Below are 15,476 nucleotides of genomic sequence, written 5' to 3'. Positions count from 1 at the left end.
CTCAGGCCAGGAGGCGCTCCCGCATCGTCGCGCCCAGATTGATCCCACCCACCGCACGAGGGCCCGTCGGGTCGTGCACGTCGAGGACGTTGTTGCGGCGCATCAGCTCCCGCACCGCAGGTGGCAGCCGAGGCGGGTCGTCCATCGCTGCGAGGACCTGCGCGGCGCTTGAGATCAGTCGATCGGCCAGGGCGGCGGCGTCGGTGTCCACCCGTACCCGGCCGTACTCCCAGCCGGCGGTGGTGAGGTCGAGTACCTCGAACATGCGGGTCACGAGCGGCTTCGGGTCGGTCACCCGGTCGAGCCGGGGTGCCCGGCTGCCGACCACCGCGACGGCGGCGGCCACCTGCGCGTACGGGTGGAAGCCGCTCGGCAACGCGAACAGTGGCCACCGCAGCGCCGAGCCGGCCTCCATCCACAGCGGCCGGTAGTTCCGGCGGTGCACCAGGAGGCGCCGGCCCGTCCGTCGGTGGATCTCGTGGGCCTGGGCCAGGAGATCCGCGTGGGCCTCGTCGGCGACCTGGCTCACGATCCGGGCCGCCACCACCAGGCCGTCGTCGCTGTCCAGCATTCCGCTGACCGCCTCGACCTGCTCAGAGAACCGGATCTGCGCGCGGGCGCCGTACCGGTGCTGAACGTCGCGTAGCAGCGCCTCCTGCCGCCCCGCATCGAGCTGGACCCGCCCGCCGCCCAGCAACCGTCGAAGCCAACGCATTTCGCCTCGTTTCAGCACAGCCGTCCCGGACCGCGGCAATGCTAGTGCGTCGGACCTTCCTGGGATGGTGACGGGGTGCCTGGGCGGTCTGTGCGCCCTCTGCTCCGAGCGGGTCGAAAAAAGTCAGGACGCCGATGTCGAGAACCGGGGGCCGGCTCCGTCCCCGTGGTGAAGGCGACCAAGATGGGGCGCACCAGTACCGAGGAGAACCACGATGGCCAAGTACCTGCTGCTGAAGCACTACCGCGGCGCTCCGGCCGCGGTCAACGACGTGCCCATGGACAAGTGGGCGCCGGAGGAGATCACGGCGCACATTCAGTACATGAACGACTTCGCGGCCCGTCTCGAGACCACCGGCGAGTTCGTCGACGGCCAGGCGCTCTCGCCGGAGGGGACGTGGGTCCGGTACGACGGGGAGGGCCGCCCGCCGGTCACCGACGGCCCGTTCGCCGAGACGAAGGATCTCATCGCCGGCTGGATGGTGATCGACGTGGACAGCTACGAGCGCGCCGTCGAGCTGGCCGGGGAGCTGTCGGCCGCCCCCGGAGCGGGCGGGAAGCCGATTCACGAGTGGCTGGAGCTGCGCCCCTTCCTGACCGAGCCGCCCACCATCACGGAGTGACCTCGGCAATGAACGAGGCCCTGCTCAGGAGCCTCACGCCGAGCGTGCTCGGGATCCTCGTCCGCCGCGGAGCTGACTTCGCGGCGGGCGAGGACGCCGTGCAGGACGCGCTGGTCGAGGCGGTCCGTGTCTGGCCGACCGATCCGCCGCGGGACCCGAAGGGCTGGCTGGTCACCGTGGCCTGGCGCCGGTTCCTCGACGCGACCCGGGCGGACGCCGCCCGCCGCCGGCGTGAGGACCTCGTCGACGAGGAGCCGGCCCCCGGCCCCACGCCTGCGGTGGACGACACGCTCCAGCTCTACTTCCTGTGCGCCCACCCCTCCCTGACGCCGTCGTCCGCGGTCGCGCTCACGTTGCGCGCCGTCGGCGGGCTGACCACCCGCCAGATCGCCCAGGCATACCTGGTGCCCGAGGCGACCATGGCGCAGCGCATCAGCCGGGCCAAGCGCACGGTCTCCGGCGTGCGCTTCGACCAGCCCGGCGACGTCGCCACCGTGCTGCGCGTCCTCTACCTGGTCTTCAACGAGGGCTACTCCGGCGACGTCGACCTCGCCGCCGAGGCCATCCGGCTCACCCGGCAGCTCTCGGCCGCGATCGACCACCCCGAGGTGGCGGGGCTGCTGGCGCTGATGCTGCTCCACCACGCCCGGCGGGCCACCCGGAACGCGCCCGACGGCAGCCTGGTGCCGCTCGCCGAGCAGGACCGCGGTCGCTGGGACACCACGTCGATCGCCGAGGGCGTCCAGATCCTGCAGGCGGCCCTCGCCCGCGACCGGCTGGGCGAGTTCCAGGCCCAGGCCGCCATCGCGGCGCTCCACGCCGACGCGCCCGCCGCCGAGGAGACCGACTGGGTGCAGATCGTCGAGTGGTACGACGAACTCGTGCGCCTGACCGACAGTCCGGTCGTCCGGCTCAACCGCGCGGTGGCCGTCGGTGAGGCCGACGGACCCCGTGCCGGCCTGGCGGCGCTCGCGGCGCTGGACGACGCACTGCCCCGCCACACGGCGGTCGCGGCGTACCTCCACGAGCGCGACGGTGACCTGGCGACGGCGGCACGGCTGTACGCCGAGGCGGCGCGACGGGCACCCAACCTCGCCGAGCGCGACCACCTCACCCGCCAGGCCGCCCGACTCAACGCACGGCGGGGTCGTTGACGGGCCGATCCGATCAGGAATCAAGAAGCTCGGGGGGTGCGGTCGCGCCTAGCCTTTCCCAGGTAGCCGGCGTCACGCCGGGCCTGAACAGTGAGAGGAAGCCTGAGAATGTCCGCGAACACCTCCACCACCGTGTCCGACGGCTTCAGCCCGGAAGAGCGTGCCGCGATGAAGGAGCGCGCCGCCGAGCTGCGCGCCGAGGGCAGGAAGGGCGCCAAGAAGGCCGACGGGTTGCAGGCGGTCCTCGACCGGATCGCGCAGATGGCGCCGGAAGACCGGGCGCTCGCCGAACGCGTACACGTGGCGGTGACCGCTGCCGCCCCGGAGCTGTCGCCCAAGACCTGGTACGGGATGCCGGCCTACGCGAACGCGGACGACAAGATCGTGGTCTTCTTCCAGGACTCCGGCAAGTTCAACTACCGGTACTCGACGCTGGGCTTCCAGGACACGGCCAACCTCGACGACGGTGACCTGTGGCCGGTGGCGTACGCGCTGCGGACGTGGAGCGCCGCGGTGGAGAAGAGGGTCATCGAGCTGGTGAAGGCCGCCGTCGCCTGACCGTTGCCCGCACGACCACCCTCAGCTCCGAGCGCTGCGTCCTGCGCCCGGTGGAGGCGTGGGCCCCTGCTCGGACGATTCGGTGTGCGCCCGTTCACCGTCCTGGTCGAACATGGTGAGGATCTCCACCGGGCCGTCCAGCGCCCCGATGGAGTGCGGGGTCATCGTGGAGAACTCGGCCGCCTCGCCGGCGCCGACCGTGATCCGCCGGTCGCCGAGGTGCAGCAGCGCGGTGCCGCTGAGCACGGTGAACCATTCCCGTCCGGGGTGAACGGCCAGGTGCCCGGGGCCGGAACGCCGTTCGGGTGTGATCCGCATCTTGGCCACCAGGCGGCCACCGTGCTGCGCGGCGTCGCGCGACAGCACCCAGGTGACCAGGCCGGCTTCCTGGTGCTGGACCGGCCGGATGATCACGTCGGCGTCGTCGACGGGCTCCACGAGATGATCGATCGTGGTGCCCAGTTCCCGGGCGAGTACGACGAGCTGGTCGAGGTCGATGCGGCGGTTGCCGGTCTCGATCCGGCTCAGCGTCGACGGGCTGATGTGGCACCGGGCGGCGAGCGAGTCGAGGCTCCAGCCGTGGGCCTGCCGTAGCCCGCGGAGGCGTTGCCGGACGATGTCCGACAGGTCGACGTGTGACACGGCTCCATGCTACGGCTTCTTGCGTAAACGGCAAGGAGCCTTGCTGCAACGGCAGGAGCGCATACCGTTGAGGTACGAGGGACAGGCGGTCTCTCGTACCCCTTCGGCAGGAGCCCGGCAATGAGCAAGCCTCACGACCATCCCGGATCGCCGCACGCGGCGCACGCCGCGTTCGACCCGCAGTGGTGGGAGGACCACTACCGGGAACACCCGGTGAAACACCAGTCCCCGAGCCCGCAACTGGTGGCCGAGGTGACCGGCCTTCCCGCCGGGTCGGCGCTCGACGCGGGTTGCGGCGGTGGGGCCGACGCGCTCTGGCTCGCCCGGCAGGGCTGGCAGGTGACGGCGGTCGACGTCTCGCCGACCGCCGTCAGCGCCGCCGAGGGCTCCGCCGCGCACCACGACCAGGAGATCGCCTCGCGCATCTCCTGGGTCGTGGCCGACCTGACAACCTGGCAACCGCCGACGCGCTACGACCTGGTGGTGAGCCAGTACGTCCACCCCACGGTGCCCTTCACGGAGTTCGTGGCCCGCCTGGCCGAGGCCGTCGGCCCCGACGGAACGCTCCTCATCGTCGGCCACGATCAGGCCGACGAGCACTCGGCGGCGCACGCCCCCGACGACGCCTCGATCAGTCTCGACGCCGCCACCGGATCCCTGAGCCCGGACGTGTGGGATGTCGAGGTGGCCGAGCCCCGGATCCGCCACACCGAGCATGATTCAACGCGAGTGGTCATTCGCGACCTGGTCGTCAGAGCGCATCGCAGGTCGCTGTGATGGTGCCCGCCGGTCGTCAGAGGGTGGTCTCGGTGGGGCAGGCCGAAGAAGTCGTGCCACTTCACGCCGCCGCCGAAGGCGGTGCCGGTCGAGAGGCCGGATCATGGCGTGGCTCCAGTCGGGACGATGCCGGAGGGGCGCAACTGCCTCTGACGCGCCGATTCGAGTGCTGAGACTGCCACAAGGGCCTTGATCGATGTCAATGCGTTGTGAAGATTTCCTTCACCGCGCTGTCTGATGCAGGCAGGCATTGACATAGATGATGGTCGCGGGTTTACTCGCCGCAGTCAGGAAGGGGGAGCCATGGGCATCCGTCGTCGTTCGCTTCTCGGCCGTGCCGCCGCGATAGGTGCAGCCGGCGCGGTCGGTGTCGTCGGAGGTGGCCTGACCACGGCCGGTCCGGCCCAGGCGGCGGTCTGGAAGAAGCGGTTGACCGGCGCGGACCTCGACACCAACAGTCGGTGGCGGGTGGCCGGCACCGATCTGGGCATTCCCTACGTGCTGGAGAACGGGTCGATCGGCTACCTCTTCGGTGACACCTTCAACACGCCGTGGCCGGAGGGCCCGCCCCTGCCCAACGACTGGCGGTCCCCGGTCATGTTGCGCTCCGCCGTCCACCCGGGCGCGCCGGGCGGCGTGGTCTTCGACAGCGCGGCGCGGGTCGCCGGCAACGGACGTGCGCCCGAACTGATGCACAACGGCCACCACGGCATCGGCATCGACGGGCTTCCTGAGGTGACCGTCATTCCCAACGACGGCATAAGCTTCCCCGAGACCGGTCGGCAGCTCATCTCCTACATGAGCATCGAGAACTGGAACTCCGCGGGCCCGGCCGGGCCGCAGTGGAGGTCCCGCTACGCCGGCCTGGCCTACTCCGACAACGGCAACGACTTCGTCCGTACGCCGCTGAAGTGGTGGAACAGCCCGGACAACAGGGACCCGTTCCAGATGTGGACCATGCAGCGCGACGGCGACCACGTCTACGTCTTCTCGGTCCGCTCGGGACGCCAGGACGGTCCGATGATGCTGCGTCGCGTCCGGTGGGACCGGCTGTTCTACCCCGAGTCGTACGAGGGGTGGGGCTGGAACGGCACGAACTGGGGCTGGGGGAGGCCCTGCACGCCCATCCTCACCGGTCGTTTCGGTGAGCCGTCGGTACGTCGCCTGAGCGACGGCATCTGGGTGATGTCGTACCTGAACTGTCAGAACGGGTGCGTGGTCACCCGGACCGCCTCCGGGCCGGACCGGGCGTGGACGGCGGAGAAGATCCAGGTCACGAGCTGGCAGGAGCCGGCTCTCTACGGCGGGTTCATCCATCCCTGGTCGAGCCGGGACGCCAACGATCTGCACCTGATGGTGTCGAAGTGGACCCGTACGCCGGACGGCCGCAGCACCGCCTACCACGTCAGCCAGTTCGTCGGCTCGGTGTGACAGGAGTGCGGCCGGACGGTTGAGCCGGCCCGCCGCGACGCGACGGGACCGGCCCAACCGGTGGCGGTCAGCTGTTCAGAGTGGCCAGCAGGGCGGTGGCCATGCCCTGCTCGCCCCGTGCGTTCGGATGGAACGGGGCGGCCGAGTTCTGTGGCACCAGCCCCTCGACCCACCGGGTGCCGCTGCTCTTGCACGCGTCGCGGCCGATCGACGGGGTGTAGACGTCGGCGTACGTGGCGCCGTTCGCGGCGGCGACGCGGGCCAGCGTGGCGTTGAGCGACTTCTCGATGCCCCGCAGGTACGGCACGTCCTGGTAGGCGATCGGGACCACCGGCCAGCAGCCGTACCCGGTGTCCGGCAGGATCGCCGGATATCCGAGCACCGCGACCCGCGCGCCCGGCGCGGCTCGGCGGACCGCCTGGAGCACGGCGGTCACCTTCGGCGCGGCGGCGGCGATCCTGGCCTGCAACTGGTCGGTGCCTCCGGCGGTGTACCGGTCCTTGCACGGTGATCCCAGCGGGCTGCTCAGACTCGCCTCCGCGCAGTCGCCGATGATGCCGGAGAAGCCGATGTCGTTGCCGCCGATCTGCACCGTCACCAGCGCCGTGTTGGATGTGACGGCGTTGAGCTGCGGTGGCACCTCGATACCCAACTGGCCGCTACCGCCGTAGAGGATGTCGTCGGTGGTGGCCCCTGAGCAGCTCACGTCGACGAACGGCGACGAGCCGGCGGACGCGGCGACCAGGGAGGGGTAGTTGCGGTTGGAGCGTAGGCAGTTGAGGTCGACCTGGGTGGGGATCAGCGGACCGGCCGTGTACGAGTCGCCCAGTGCGACGTAGCGTCCGGCCGGCACGGCGGCGTTCGCGGGTGTGGTGAGGGCGAGCAGCACGCCGGCGGTGGCCGCGGCGAGTGCCGCCAGCCGGGTGGCTGCGCGCAGGATCGGCAGGCGGGGACGGGTCATGGCGCCTCCCAGTGGGGATCAGGGTGGTGCCGAGATTCTGTCGACAGCGACGGCGAGGGTCAATATAGATAGCCCTCACTATTTGCTGGTCGGAGGTGTGGGGTGGGCTGATCTTGGCTGATCCGGCATTGCCTGAAACAGACTCGCGTCATGAAACCGGACATCGCCACGGGGGGAGGCTGACCAAAACTAGATTCATTCCAGAAGAGTGGACTATGGTCATCACGTGACATCCGACTTCGAGGCTCAGCTGCGGTCGGTCTCGTTGCGCGTGACCAAGCCCCGGTTGGCCGTGCTCGCGGCACTGCACGACCACCCGCACGTCGACACCGACAGGGTGATCGCCCTGGTGCGGGCGGACCAGCCCACGGTCTCCCACCAGGCGGTGTACGACGTGCTGCGTGCGCTCACCGACGCCGGTCTGGTGCGACGCATCCAGCCAGCCGGCGCGACCGCCCGCTACGAGTCGCGGGTGGGGGACAACCACCACCATGTCGTGTGCCGCTCCTGCGGCGCGATCGCCGATGTCGAGTGCGCTGTCGGCCACGCTCCCTGTCTCACCGCCTCCGACGACCGCGGCTTCGTGGTCGACGAGGCGGAGGTCGTCTACTGGGGCACCTGCCCCGACTGTGCGACCGAACGCACCTCCCAGTGATCCAGCAGCACCAGTTCGGAAGGAAGTACATGAGCGACACCCAGGACAACGGCCCCTCCAGCGCGCAGGGCGTGGACAAGAAGGAGGCAGCGGGCTGCCCGGTCGCGCACGACTCCGTGACCGCGTCGGGCAGCGAGAGCGAGAATCCGGGGATTCCCTCGCCGACCCCGAAGACCGGTGGGCGTCCGCGTACCAACCGGGACTGGTGGCCCAACCAGATCGACCTGTCGGTGCTGCACGCCCACTCCTCCAAGAGCAACCCGTTGGGCGAGGACTTCAGCTACGCCAGGGAGTTCGCCAAGCTCGACGTCGAGGCGCTCAAGCAGGACATCGTGCAGGTCCTCACCACCTCGCAGGACTGGTGGCCGGCCGACTTCGGCCACTACGGCGGCCTGATGATCCGGATGAGCTGGCACTCGGCCGGCACCTACCGCATCCACGACGGTCGCGGCGGCGCCGGTGACGGCGGGCAGCGTTTCGCTCCGCTCAACAGCTGGCCCGACAACGCCAACCTCGACAAGGCGCGCCGCCTGCTGTGGCCGGTGAAGCAGAAGTACGGCCAGAAGATCTCGTGGGCCGACCTGCTCGTGCTCGCCGGCAACGTGGCCCTGGAGTCGATGGGCTTCAAGACGTTCGGCTTCGGCTTCGGCCGGGAGGACGTCTGGGAGCCCGAGGAGATCTTCTGGGGTCCCGAGGACACCTGGCTGGGTGACGAGCGCTACGTCGGCGAGGCCGAGATGGCGCCCGAGGTCGGCTCGACCGAGATGGGCCTCATCTACGTCAACCCGGAGGGCCCGAACGGCAACCCGGACCCGCGGGCGGCGGCGTACTTCATCCGGGAGACCTTCGGCCGGATGGCGATGAACGACGAGGAGACCGTCGCGCTGATCGCCGGTGGCCACACCTTCGGCAAGACCCACGGCGCGGCCCCCGCCGAGAACAACGTGGGCCCGGAGCCCGAGGGCGCCCCGCTGGAGGCGCAGGGCCTGGGCTGGTTGAGCAGCCACGGCAGCGGCAAGGGCCGGGACACGATCACCAGCGGCCTCGATGTGACGTGGACCGACGTGCCGACGCAGTGGAGCAACCGCTTCTTCGAGATCCTCTTCGGCTTCGAGTGGGAGCTCACCACGAGCCCCGCCGGCGCGAAGCAGTGGGTCGCCAAGGACGCCCCGGAGATCATCCCGGACCCGTTCGACCCGTCGAAGAAGTACAAGCCGACGATGCTCACGACCGACCTGGCGCTGCGTTTCGACCCGGCGTACGAGAAGGTCTCCCGCCGCTTCCTGGAGAACCCGGACGAGTTCGCGCTGGCCTTCGCCAAGGCCTGGTACAAGCTGCTGCACCGCGACATGGGTCCGGTCAGCCGCTTCCTCGGGCCGTGGGTCGCCGAGCCCCAGCTGTGGCAGGACCCGGTGCCGGCCGTCGACCACGAGCTCGTGGGTGACGCCGACATCGCCGCCCTCAAGGCGAAGGTCCTGGACTCCGGCCTCACGACCGCCCAGCTGGTCTCCACCGCCTGGGCGTCCGCGGCGAGCTTCCGGTCCACCGACAAGCGCGGTGGTGCCAACGGCGCCCGGATCCGTCTGGAGCCGCAGCGCAGCTGGGAGGTCAACCAGCCCGAGCAGCTCGCGTCGGTCCTGAGCACGCTCGAGGGCATCCAGCGGGAGTTCAACGAGGCCGGCGGCGCGAAGATCTCGCTCGCCGACCTGATCGTGCTGGCCGGCTCGGCCGCCGTGGAGAAGGCGGCGCGCGACGCCGGCGTCGAGGTGACCGTGCCGTTCCGCCCGGGCCGCACCGACGCCAGCCAGGAGCAGACCGACGTCGAGTCGTTCCGGGTCCTCGAGCCGCGCGCCGACGGTTTCCGCAACTACCTGCGGGCCGGCGAGAAGACCCAGCCGGAGGTGTTGCTCCTCGACCGCGCGTACATGCTGAGCCTGAGCGCGCCCGAGATGACCGTCCTCATCGGCGGCCTGCGTGCCCTCGGGAACAACGTGGGTGGCTCGCGGCACGGCGTCCTCACCGACCGGCCCGGCGTGCTCACCAACGACTTCTTCGCCAACCTGCTCTCCCCGGGCACCCGGTGGAAGGCGTCGGAGTCCGACGAGCACGTGTACGAGATCCGGGACCTGGCCACCGATGAGGTGAAGTGGACCGCCACCGCGGTCGACCTCATCTTCGGCTCCAACTCGCAGCTGCGGGCTCTCTCGGAGGTCTACGCCAGCGACGACGCGCGCGACAAGTTCGTGGCCGACTTCGTCGCGGCCTGGACGAAGGTCATGGAACTCGACCGGTACGACGTCGCCTGATCCTGCTCCAACCGACGAGCCCCGGTCGATCGACCGGGGCTCGTCCGCGACGGGAGCCGACCCTCGGGGCCGGGGTCACCCATGCGTCAACGCCGCGCCGCGGCGGGTGGATCGTCGGTCGAGAGGGCCCGCGCGGAGGCGATGACCCGCCCACGTTCCGACTGGGGAAAGCGGTCGAGCATGGCGCGCACCTCCTCAGCGCTCACGTTGGCACCGAACAGCTCGCTGCCCGGTTCGAGCCGTACGCCCTCGGCGAGGGGGCCGGCGACGACCGGATCGAAGCCGAGGGCGTCCACAAGGGACGCCACCGCGGCGAGGTCGGCGGCGTCGTCGCCGGCGATCGCGATGGCCTTGCGGCCGGGTGTCCCCGCCGGCCGTGCCTCGTCCTCAAGGTCGTGGTACCCCATGTGGTTGAACGCCTTGACGACCCGGGATCCGGCCAGGAACGCCTGCACGATCTCACTCGACGACGTGCGCGGATCGGTGAGGTCCGCACGGATGCCGTCGACCTCCCACCAGTAGTTCATCGCGTCGACGACGAGCTTTCCGCGCAGCGCCTCGGCGGGGACGCTGCGGTACTTGCCGAGCGGGAGGGCGAGGATGACGACGTCGGCGTCGGCCACCGCGTCGACCGCGGTGGTGGCGACCGCCCCGGGCGTGAGCACCTCGACGGTCAGCGCGATCTTCGCCGGGTCGCCGGAGCCGGCGACGAGCACCCGACAGCCGGCGGCGACGGCGAGTCGAGCCAGCACGGTGCCCACCTTGCCGGCGCCGAGGACGGCGAGGGTCTGTGGCCTGTTCCGGCCGTTGCCGTTCATGTCTTCCTTCCGGGGTGCCGATGCGGCGGTGGTGGGAACGGGTCAGCTGGCGAGGATGTCACGGACCATGGGGATCACCTTGGTGCCGTACAGCTCCACCGCGCGCATCCGGGCACTGACCGGCTGCGCTCCCGCCGTGTAGATGAGGTCGAACCGGCCGACGCCGACGCTGCGAACGGCCCGGGCGATACGCCGGGCCACGGTCTCCGGAGAGCCGATGTACAGGGAACCGTGCTCCACCTCGGCGTCGAACTCCTGGCGACGGATCGGCGGCCAGCCCCGCAGCCCACCGATCCGGTCCCGCATGACCCGGTAGTACGGCCAGTACACCTCCTTCGCCTCCTCGTCGGTGTCGGCGACGAAACCGGGGGAGTGCATCCCGACCGGGTGCGCGGTCGTGCCGAGCTGTTCGGCCGCCCGCCGGTAGAGGTCGATGTAGGGCGCGAAGCGCTCGGGAGCCCCACCGATGATGGCGAGCATGAGCGGGAGGCCGTACCGGGCGGTACGCACGACCGACTGCGGCGAGCCGCCGACGCCCACCCAGGTGGTGAGGCGACCCGACTCCGTCTTCGGGAAGACGTCCGCGTTCTCCAGGGGCGGTCGCTTGGTGCCACTCCAGGTGACCGGCTGCTCGTCCAGCAGCTTGACGAACAGTTCGATCTTCTCCTCGAACAGCACGTCGTAGTCGCGCAGGTCGTAGCCGAACAGCGGGAAGGACTCGGTGAACGAGCCACGACCGAGGATGACCTCGGCCCGGCCGTTCGACAGCGCGTCGACCGTCGCGAAGCGCTGGAACACCCGGACCGGGTCGTCCGAGCTCAGCACGGTCACCCCGGAGGCGAGCCGGATCCGCGACGTGCGGGTGGCGATACCCGCCAGCACGGTCTCCGGCGTCGATACCGAATATTCGGGCCGGTGGTGCTCGCCGAGGGCGATGACGTCGACGCCGAGCTGGTCGGCCAGCACCGCCTCGTCGACGACCTGCCGGATGGCCGCCGCGTAGGAGATGGGCTTACCGGAGTCGTCCTCCGGTACGTCGCCGAAGGTGTCGAGGCCGAACTCGAGGTCAGACATTGGTGGGCTCCTTCGCCAGCAGCTCCCGGACCCGCGGCGCGACCTCTCTGCCCAGCAGTTCGATGGTGCGCGCCCGTGCCTCGCGAGGCAGGTGCATGATGTCGTACTTGAGGTCGAATCGGCTCAGCCGTAGGTCACGCGCCACGGTGGCGATCTTCCGCGCGACCGTCTCCGGTGACCCGACGAACAGCGCCCCGTGGTCGATCTCGGCCTCGTAGCGCGCCCGGTCCGGCTTGTAGAAGCCGCGCTCCTCGGCGAGCGCCGCCACGACCGGCTGCCAGTACCGCCACCAGGTCTCCACCGCCTCCTCGTCGGTGTCCGCGACGAGGCCGAGCGAGTGTTGCCCGATCGGCTGGACAGTATGCCCGGCCTGTTCGAGCGCGCGGAGGTAGAGGTCGGCGTGTCCGGCGAACCGTTGGGGGCGCCCGCCGATGATGGCCATCATGAGCGGGAGCCCGTAGCGCGCCGCGCGGAGCACCGAGTTCGGGCTTCCTCCGACGCCGATCCACGTCGGGATGCCACCGGGCCGCATCCGCGGGTGCAGTCGCTGCGCGACCAGAGAGCTTCGTACGGTTCCGGACCAGGTGACCGGTTCGTCACGCTGGAGCCGTACGAAGAGGTCGAGCTTCTCCTCGAACAACCGCTCGTAGTCCGCCAGGTCGTAGCCGAACAGCGGGAACGACTCGGTCGCGGACGCGCGCCCGAGAACGATCTGCGCCCGTCCGTTGGACACGGCGTCGAGGGTGGAGAACTCGTGGTAGAGCCGCACCGGATCGTTCGTGCTGAGCACCGTGACCGAGGTGCCGAGGCGGATCCGGTCGGTTGCCGACGCGATCGCCGCGAGCAACACGGGTGTGGCCGAGTCGTTGTGGCCCTCCCGGTAGTGCTCACCCACGCTGAACACGTCGAGGCCCACCGACTCCGCGAGCCGCGCCTCGTCGACGAGCAGCCGCACGGTTTCCGCGTCGCTCAGGACCCGGCCGCCGTCGGTGGCCACCTCCCCGAACGAGTTGAGCCCCAGTTCGAAGCCTCCGTCTGTCATCGTCTCCTCCTCACGCTCGCCTCCCGCGGCGCCTCCCGCGGCAGGAAGCCCCTCGACGATTGACACGTCAACCATGCTAGTGTTCGAATTGACATATCAACCGGGAGGGGCGGATGACAAAGGCCACACCCGAGCGGCGGCGCGGACGCCACCTGCCGACCGCGGAGGAGCTGCGGATCTGGCGGGACTTCATCGAGACGACCGGTGCGCTCAGCTCCCAGATCGCGTCACGCCTCCAGGTCGATTCCTCGCTCTCGCCGGGGGACTACGCCGTACTGCTCGCCCTCAGCGAGTCGCAGGACCGGCAGATGCGCTCCTCCGAACTCGCGGCACACATCGGGTGGGAGCGGAGCAGGCTCTCCCACCACCTGGGGCGGATGGAGCGGCGGGGACTCATCCGTCGCCAGGAGTGCCCAACGGTTCCCCGAGGGGCGGAGGTGCTGCTCACGCCGACCGGTGCGGAGGCTTTCCGGCGCTCCACCGTCCCGCACCTGCGCGCCATCCGCGAGCTCTTCGTCGACGCTCTCACACCCGACCAGCTCCGCGCGGCAGGCGAGATCGCGGCGGCACTCAGCACGCACCTCGGCACGCGGCACGAGAGTTGAGCGGCGGGCCGGGACGCCCAGAGCGTCACGGCCGTCCCGCCGCATGCGACCGAGCACACCGGGTACGCCGCTGCGGCCCTCCAACCAGCGCGGTGGGCCAGGTCCGAGCGCTTTCCCCGCAGCCGAGGAGCACCGACATGCCGATCGCGGGACGGGCACGACTCTCACCGACGGCCTCCCTGGTGCTGCTCGCGTCGATTCTCGTGTCGTTCCTGGCCGCGTCGGCGGCACCGACCCCGCTCTACGGCATCTACCAGGAGCGCTGGCACTTCTCGCCGGTCACGACCACCGTGGTGTTCGCCGTCTACGCGCTCGCCGTGCTGGCGTCGCTGCTCACGTTCGGCAAGTTGTCCGATCATGTCGGCCGGCGTCCGGTCCTGGCCGTCGCGATCGCGGTGCAGATGGTCTCGCTAGTCGTCTTCGTCTTCGCCAACGGCGTACCCACGCTGCTGGCGGCCCGGATCGTGCAGGGGCTCGCGGCCGGCGCCGCCACCGGCGCCGTCGGCGCCGCCATGCTCGACATCGACCGCGCCCGCGGCACGCTCGCGAACTCGATCGCCCCCGGTATCGGAACCGGCAGCGGTGCCCTGCTCTCGGCGCTGCTCATCCAGTTCCTGCCCGCGCCGACGCGGCTGGTGTACGTCGTGCTGCTCGTGATCCTGCTGATCCAGGCCGTCGGGGTCGCGCTGATGCCGGAGACGGTCACGCCGATGGCGGGAGCGCGACGCAGCCTGCGGCCGGACATCAAGCTGCCCCGCTCGGTGCGGGAACCGGTACTGGTCGTCATTCCGGTGCTGTTCGCGGTCTGGGCGCTGGCCGGCTTCTTCGGGGCGCTCGGCCCGGCGCTCGTGCGGACCCTCATGAACACGTCGATCGTGGTCGGCGGTCTGGTCCTGTTCGTCTTCGCGCTCTTCGGGTCGATCGCCGTCCTGGTGCTGCGCAACACCGCCGCGAAGACGGTGATCCTCACCGGGATCGTCGCCCTCATCCTGGGCATGGTCGTCACGTTGGTGTCGGTCATGGCCCAGTCCGTCCCCGGATTCTTCGTCGGCCTGGCGCTCGGAGGTGTCGGTTTCGGTGGCGGATTCCAGGGCAGCCTCAAGACGATCATGCCGCTGGTCGAGGCGCACGAACGCGCCAGTGTGCTCTCCCTGCTCTATCTCGTCTGCTACGTCGGATTCGGCCTCCCCACGGTGATCGCCGGTTTCCTCGTGGTCTACGCCGGCGGTCTGCCCCGGACCGCCGACGAGTACTCCGTCGCCGTCATCCTCCTGGCCCTCGTAGCCCTGGTCGGGGTGCGCAGGGCCACGAGAATGGCCCCTGGCTAAGGCCGGGAACGAGGAACCAAGCCGGGGCACGGGCAGTAGCGTGGTGATCGGTACGGAACGCCAGGCGGGACATGAGCCGTACGCGATCCAGGGAGGCCGCGATGAGCCCGAGGAGTGCCCAGGGCGACGCGAGTGGGATGTCGAGCATCGAGAACCTCGACGTGAAGCTCGAAGTGATCGTCGTTCCGGTATCGGACGTCGACCGCGCGAAGGAGTTCTACGGACGCCTCGGCTGGCGGCTCGACCAGACCCCGCCCGGCATCGTCCAGTTCACGCCACACGGCTCCGGGTGCTCCGTGCAGTTCGGTTCGGAGCTCACCTCGGCCGCGCCCGGTTCGGCCATGGCGTACCTGATCGTGTCCGACGTCGAGGCGGCCCGCAACGCCCTGGTCTCGGCCGGCGTCGAGGTCGGCGACGTCTTCCACCCCAGCCCGGACGGCCCGGTCGACGGGCTGGATCCCGAGCGGCGCAGCTACTTCTCGCGCGCCATGTTCCGCGACCCGGACGGCAACACCTGGCTCCTGCAGGAGATCACGACCAGGCTTCCCGGCCGCATCGAGGGCGGCCTCACGTCCTTCAGTTCGGCGACCGACCTGGCGAGCGCGCTCCGGCGCGCGGCCGACGCCCACGGCGAGCACGAGAAGCGCACCGGCAAGAGCGACCCGGACTGGCCCGACTGGTACGCGACGTACATGGTGAGCGAGCAGTCGGGGGCGAAGCCTCCCGAGTGAGCCGCCAACGGGTCTGGCCGCCATCAGGCATTGACACGTCCCGCTATCCATTCCATG

16 protein-coding genes are annotated in these 15,476 nt (G+C 70.3%); 10 read left to right on the top strand and 6 right to left on the bottom strand.

Going from position 1 to position 15,476, the window contains the following annotated elements:
- Position 1: 1 nt before the first annotated feature.
- Positions 2 to 715 carry a hypothetical protein gene (locus ACTWLT_RS09135; protein WP_252418092.1) on the bottom strand — a complete coding sequence of 238 codons (714 nt, stop codon included), beginning with the start codon at positions 713 to 715 and terminating at the stop codon, positions 2 to 4.
- A gap of 214 nt (positions 716 to 929) precedes the next feature.
- Here ACTWLT_RS09135 and ACTWLT_RS09130 point away from each other — a divergent pair, with 214 nt between their 5' ends.
- The 3 genes from ACTWLT_RS09130 to ACTWLT_RS09120 all read left to right on the top strand — a co-directional run bounded on the left by ACTWLT_RS09130 (position 930) and on the right by ACTWLT_RS09120 (position 3,049).
- Positions 930 to 1,337 (top strand): YciI family protein, encoded by a 408-nt coding sequence (locus tag ACTWLT_RS09130; protein ID WP_445317910.1) that lies wholly within the window; start codon positions 930 to 932, stop codon positions 1,335 to 1,337.
- A gap of 8 nt (positions 1,338 to 1,345) precedes the next feature.
- Positions 1,346 to 2,491 carry an RNA polymerase sigma factor gene (locus tag ACTWLT_RS09125; RefSeq protein WP_445318042.1) on the top strand — a complete coding sequence of 382 codons (1,146 nt, stop codon included), beginning with the start codon at positions 1,346 to 1,348 and terminating at the stop codon, positions 2,489 to 2,491.
- Between the two features lie 108 nt (positions 2,492 to 2,599).
- Positions 2,600 to 3,049, top strand: coding sequence for an iron chaperone (locus ACTWLT_RS09120; protein WP_252418094.1), 450 nt, complete (start codon positions 2,600 to 2,602; stop codon positions 3,047 to 3,049).
- A 21-nt stretch (positions 3,050 to 3,070) separates the two neighbouring features.
- Here the strand turns inward: ACTWLT_RS09120 and ACTWLT_RS09115 are convergent, their stop codons facing one another.
- Positions 3,071 to 3,691, bottom strand: a complete 621-nt coding sequence (locus ACTWLT_RS09115; RefSeq protein ID WP_445317909.1) for a helix-turn-helix domain-containing protein — start codon at positions 3,689 to 3,691, stop codon at positions 3,071 to 3,073.
- Between the two features lie 120 nt (positions 3,692 to 3,811).
- Here ACTWLT_RS09115 and ACTWLT_RS09110 point away from each other — a divergent pair, with 120 nt between their 5' ends.
- Positions 3,812 to 4,468 carry a class I SAM-dependent methyltransferase gene (locus ACTWLT_RS09110; protein WP_445317908.1) on the top strand — a complete coding sequence of 219 codons (657 nt, stop codon included), beginning with the start codon at positions 3,812 to 3,814 and terminating at the stop codon, positions 4,466 to 4,468.
- Positions 4,469 to 4,771: 303 nt separating this feature from the next.
- The gene (locus ACTWLT_RS09105) at positions 4,772 to 5,899 is read left to right on the top strand and encodes a glycoside hydrolase family 183 protein (protein ID WP_445317907.1); all 1,128 of its coding nucleotides are present in this window, start codon (positions 4,772 to 4,774) and stop codon (positions 5,897 to 5,899) included.
- Between the two features lie 67 nt (positions 5,900 to 5,966).
- Here ACTWLT_RS09105 and ACTWLT_RS09100 read toward each other — a convergent pair whose 3' ends face one another.
- Entirely contained in the window at positions 5,967 to 6,860 is an 894-nt protein-coding gene (locus ACTWLT_RS09100) for an SGNH/GDSL hydrolase family protein (protein ID WP_445317906.1), read from the bottom strand.
- A gap of 226 nt (positions 6,861 to 7,086) precedes the next feature.
- Here ACTWLT_RS09100 and ACTWLT_RS09095 point away from each other — a divergent pair, with 226 nt between their 5' ends.
- Together ACTWLT_RS09095 and katG are read left to right on the top strand one after the other, a co-directional pair.
- Entirely contained in the window at positions 7,087 to 7,515 is a 429-nt protein-coding gene (locus tag ACTWLT_RS09095; protein ID WP_252418102.1) for a Fur family transcriptional regulator, read from the top strand.
- Positions 7,516 to 7,544: 29 nt separating this feature from the next.
- Complete coding sequence (gene katG / locus ACTWLT_RS09090) at positions 7,545 to 9,821, top strand: catalase/peroxidase HPI (RefSeq protein ID WP_445317905.1); 2,277 nt, start codon at positions 7,545 to 7,547, stop codon at positions 9,819 to 9,821.
- A gap of 86 nt (positions 9,822 to 9,907) precedes the next feature.
- Here the strand turns inward: katG and ACTWLT_RS09085 are convergent, their stop codons facing one another.
- From ACTWLT_RS09085 to ACTWLT_RS09075, 3 genes are read right to left on the bottom strand one after another with little or no spacing between them, the layout of a single operon-like run.
- Positions 9,908 to 10,639 carry an NADPH-dependent F420 reductase gene (locus ACTWLT_RS09085; RefSeq protein WP_445317904.1) on the bottom strand — a complete coding sequence of 244 codons (732 nt, stop codon included), beginning with the start codon at positions 10,637 to 10,639 and terminating at the stop codon, positions 9,908 to 9,910.
- A gap of 42 nt (positions 10,640 to 10,681) precedes the next feature.
- On the bottom strand, positions 10,682 to 11,713 hold the full coding sequence (locus tag ACTWLT_RS09080) for an LLM class flavin-dependent oxidoreductase (RefSeq protein WP_445317903.1): 1,032 nt from the start codon (positions 11,711 to 11,713) through the stop codon (positions 10,682 to 10,684).
- Positions 11,706 to 12,755 carry an LLM class flavin-dependent oxidoreductase gene (locus tag ACTWLT_RS09075; RefSeq protein ID WP_445317902.1) on the bottom strand — a complete coding sequence of 350 codons (1,050 nt, stop codon included), beginning with the start codon at positions 12,753 to 12,755 and terminating at the stop codon, positions 11,706 to 11,708. Before ACTWLT_RS09075 ends, ACTWLT_RS09080 begins: the two co-directional genes overlap by 8 nt.
- Positions 12,756 to 12,868: 113 nt before the next feature.
- Here ACTWLT_RS09075 and ACTWLT_RS09070 point away from each other — a divergent pair, with 113 nt between their 5' ends.
- The 3 genes from ACTWLT_RS09070 to ACTWLT_RS09060 all read left to right on the top strand — a co-directional run bounded on the left by ACTWLT_RS09070 (position 12,869) and on the right by ACTWLT_RS09060 (position 15,419).
- Complete coding sequence (locus ACTWLT_RS09070) at positions 12,869 to 13,360, top strand: MarR family winged helix-turn-helix transcriptional regulator (RefSeq protein ID WP_445317901.1); 492 nt, start codon at positions 12,869 to 12,871, stop codon at positions 13,358 to 13,360.
- A gap of 137 nt (positions 13,361 to 13,497) precedes the next feature.
- A complete protein-coding gene (locus tag ACTWLT_RS09065) occupies positions 13,498 to 14,688 on the top strand; it encodes an MFS transporter (protein WP_445317900.1) in 1,191 nt (396 codons plus the stop codon).
- 101 nt (positions 14,689 to 14,789) lie between these two features.
- Entirely contained in the window at positions 14,790 to 15,419 is a 630-nt protein-coding gene (locus ACTWLT_RS09060) for a VOC family protein (protein WP_445317899.1), read from the top strand.
- Positions 15,420 to 15,476 lie beyond the last annotated feature (57 nt).

It is taken from the genome of Micromonospora yongxingensis (assembly GCF_052601155.1).
Note: the sequence above shows the minus strand (reverse complement) of the source record. Positions and strands in the feature narration are given on the sequence as shown.

Bases quoted from the DNA above. Each gene is read 5' to 3' on its own strand.
- ACTWLT_RS09070 (WP_445317901.1), top strand. From the start codon at position 12,869: ATGACAAAGGCCACACCCGAGCGGCGGCGCGGACGCCACCTGCCGACC.
- ACTWLT_RS09060 (WP_445317899.1), top strand. From the start codon at position 14,790: ATGAGCCCGAGGAGTGCCCAGGGCGACGCGAGTGGGATGTCGAGCATC.
- ACTWLT_RS09075 (WP_445317902.1), bottom strand. From the start codon at position 12,755: ATGACAGACGGAGGCTTCGAACTGGGGCTCAACTCGTTCGGGGAGGTG.
- ACTWLT_RS09110 (WP_445317908.1), top strand. From the start codon at position 3,812: ATGAGCAAGCCTCACGACCATCCCGGATCGCCGCACGCGGCGCACGCC.
- ACTWLT_RS09120 (WP_252418094.1), top strand. From the start codon at position 2,600: ATGTCCGCGAACACCTCCACCACCGTGTCCGACGGCTTCAGCCCGGAA.
- ACTWLT_RS09065 (WP_445317900.1), top strand. From the start codon at position 13,498: ATGCCGATCGCGGGACGGGCACGACTCTCACCGACGGCCTCCCTGGTG.
- katG (WP_445317905.1), top strand. From the start codon at position 7,545: ATGAGCGACACCCAGGACAACGGCCCCTCCAGCGCGCAGGGCGTGGAC.
- ACTWLT_RS09135 (WP_252418092.1), bottom strand. From the start codon at position 715: ATGCGTTGGCTTCGACGGTTGCTGGGCGGCGGGCGGGTCCAGCTCGAT.
- ACTWLT_RS09080 (WP_445317903.1), bottom strand. From the start codon at position 11,713: ATGTCTGACCTCGAGTTCGGCCTCGACACCTTCGGCGACGTACCGGAG.
- ACTWLT_RS09130 (WP_445317910.1), top strand. From the start codon at position 930: ATGGCCAAGTACCTGCTGCTGAAGCACTACCGCGGCGCTCCGGCCGCG.
- ACTWLT_RS09125 (WP_445318042.1), top strand. From the start codon at position 1,346: ATGAACGAGGCCCTGCTCAGGAGCCTCACGCCGAGCGTGCTCGGGATC.
- ACTWLT_RS09085 (WP_445317904.1), bottom strand. From the start codon at position 10,639: ATGAACGGCAACGGCCGGAACAGGCCACAGACCCTCGCCGTCCTCGGC.
- ACTWLT_RS09100 (WP_445317906.1), bottom strand. From the start codon at position 6,860: ATGACCCGTCCCCGCCTGCCGATCCTGCGCGCAGCCACCCGGCTGGCG.
- ACTWLT_RS09105 (WP_445317907.1), top strand. From the start codon at position 4,772: ATGGGCATCCGTCGTCGTTCGCTTCTCGGCCGTGCCGCCGCGATAGGT.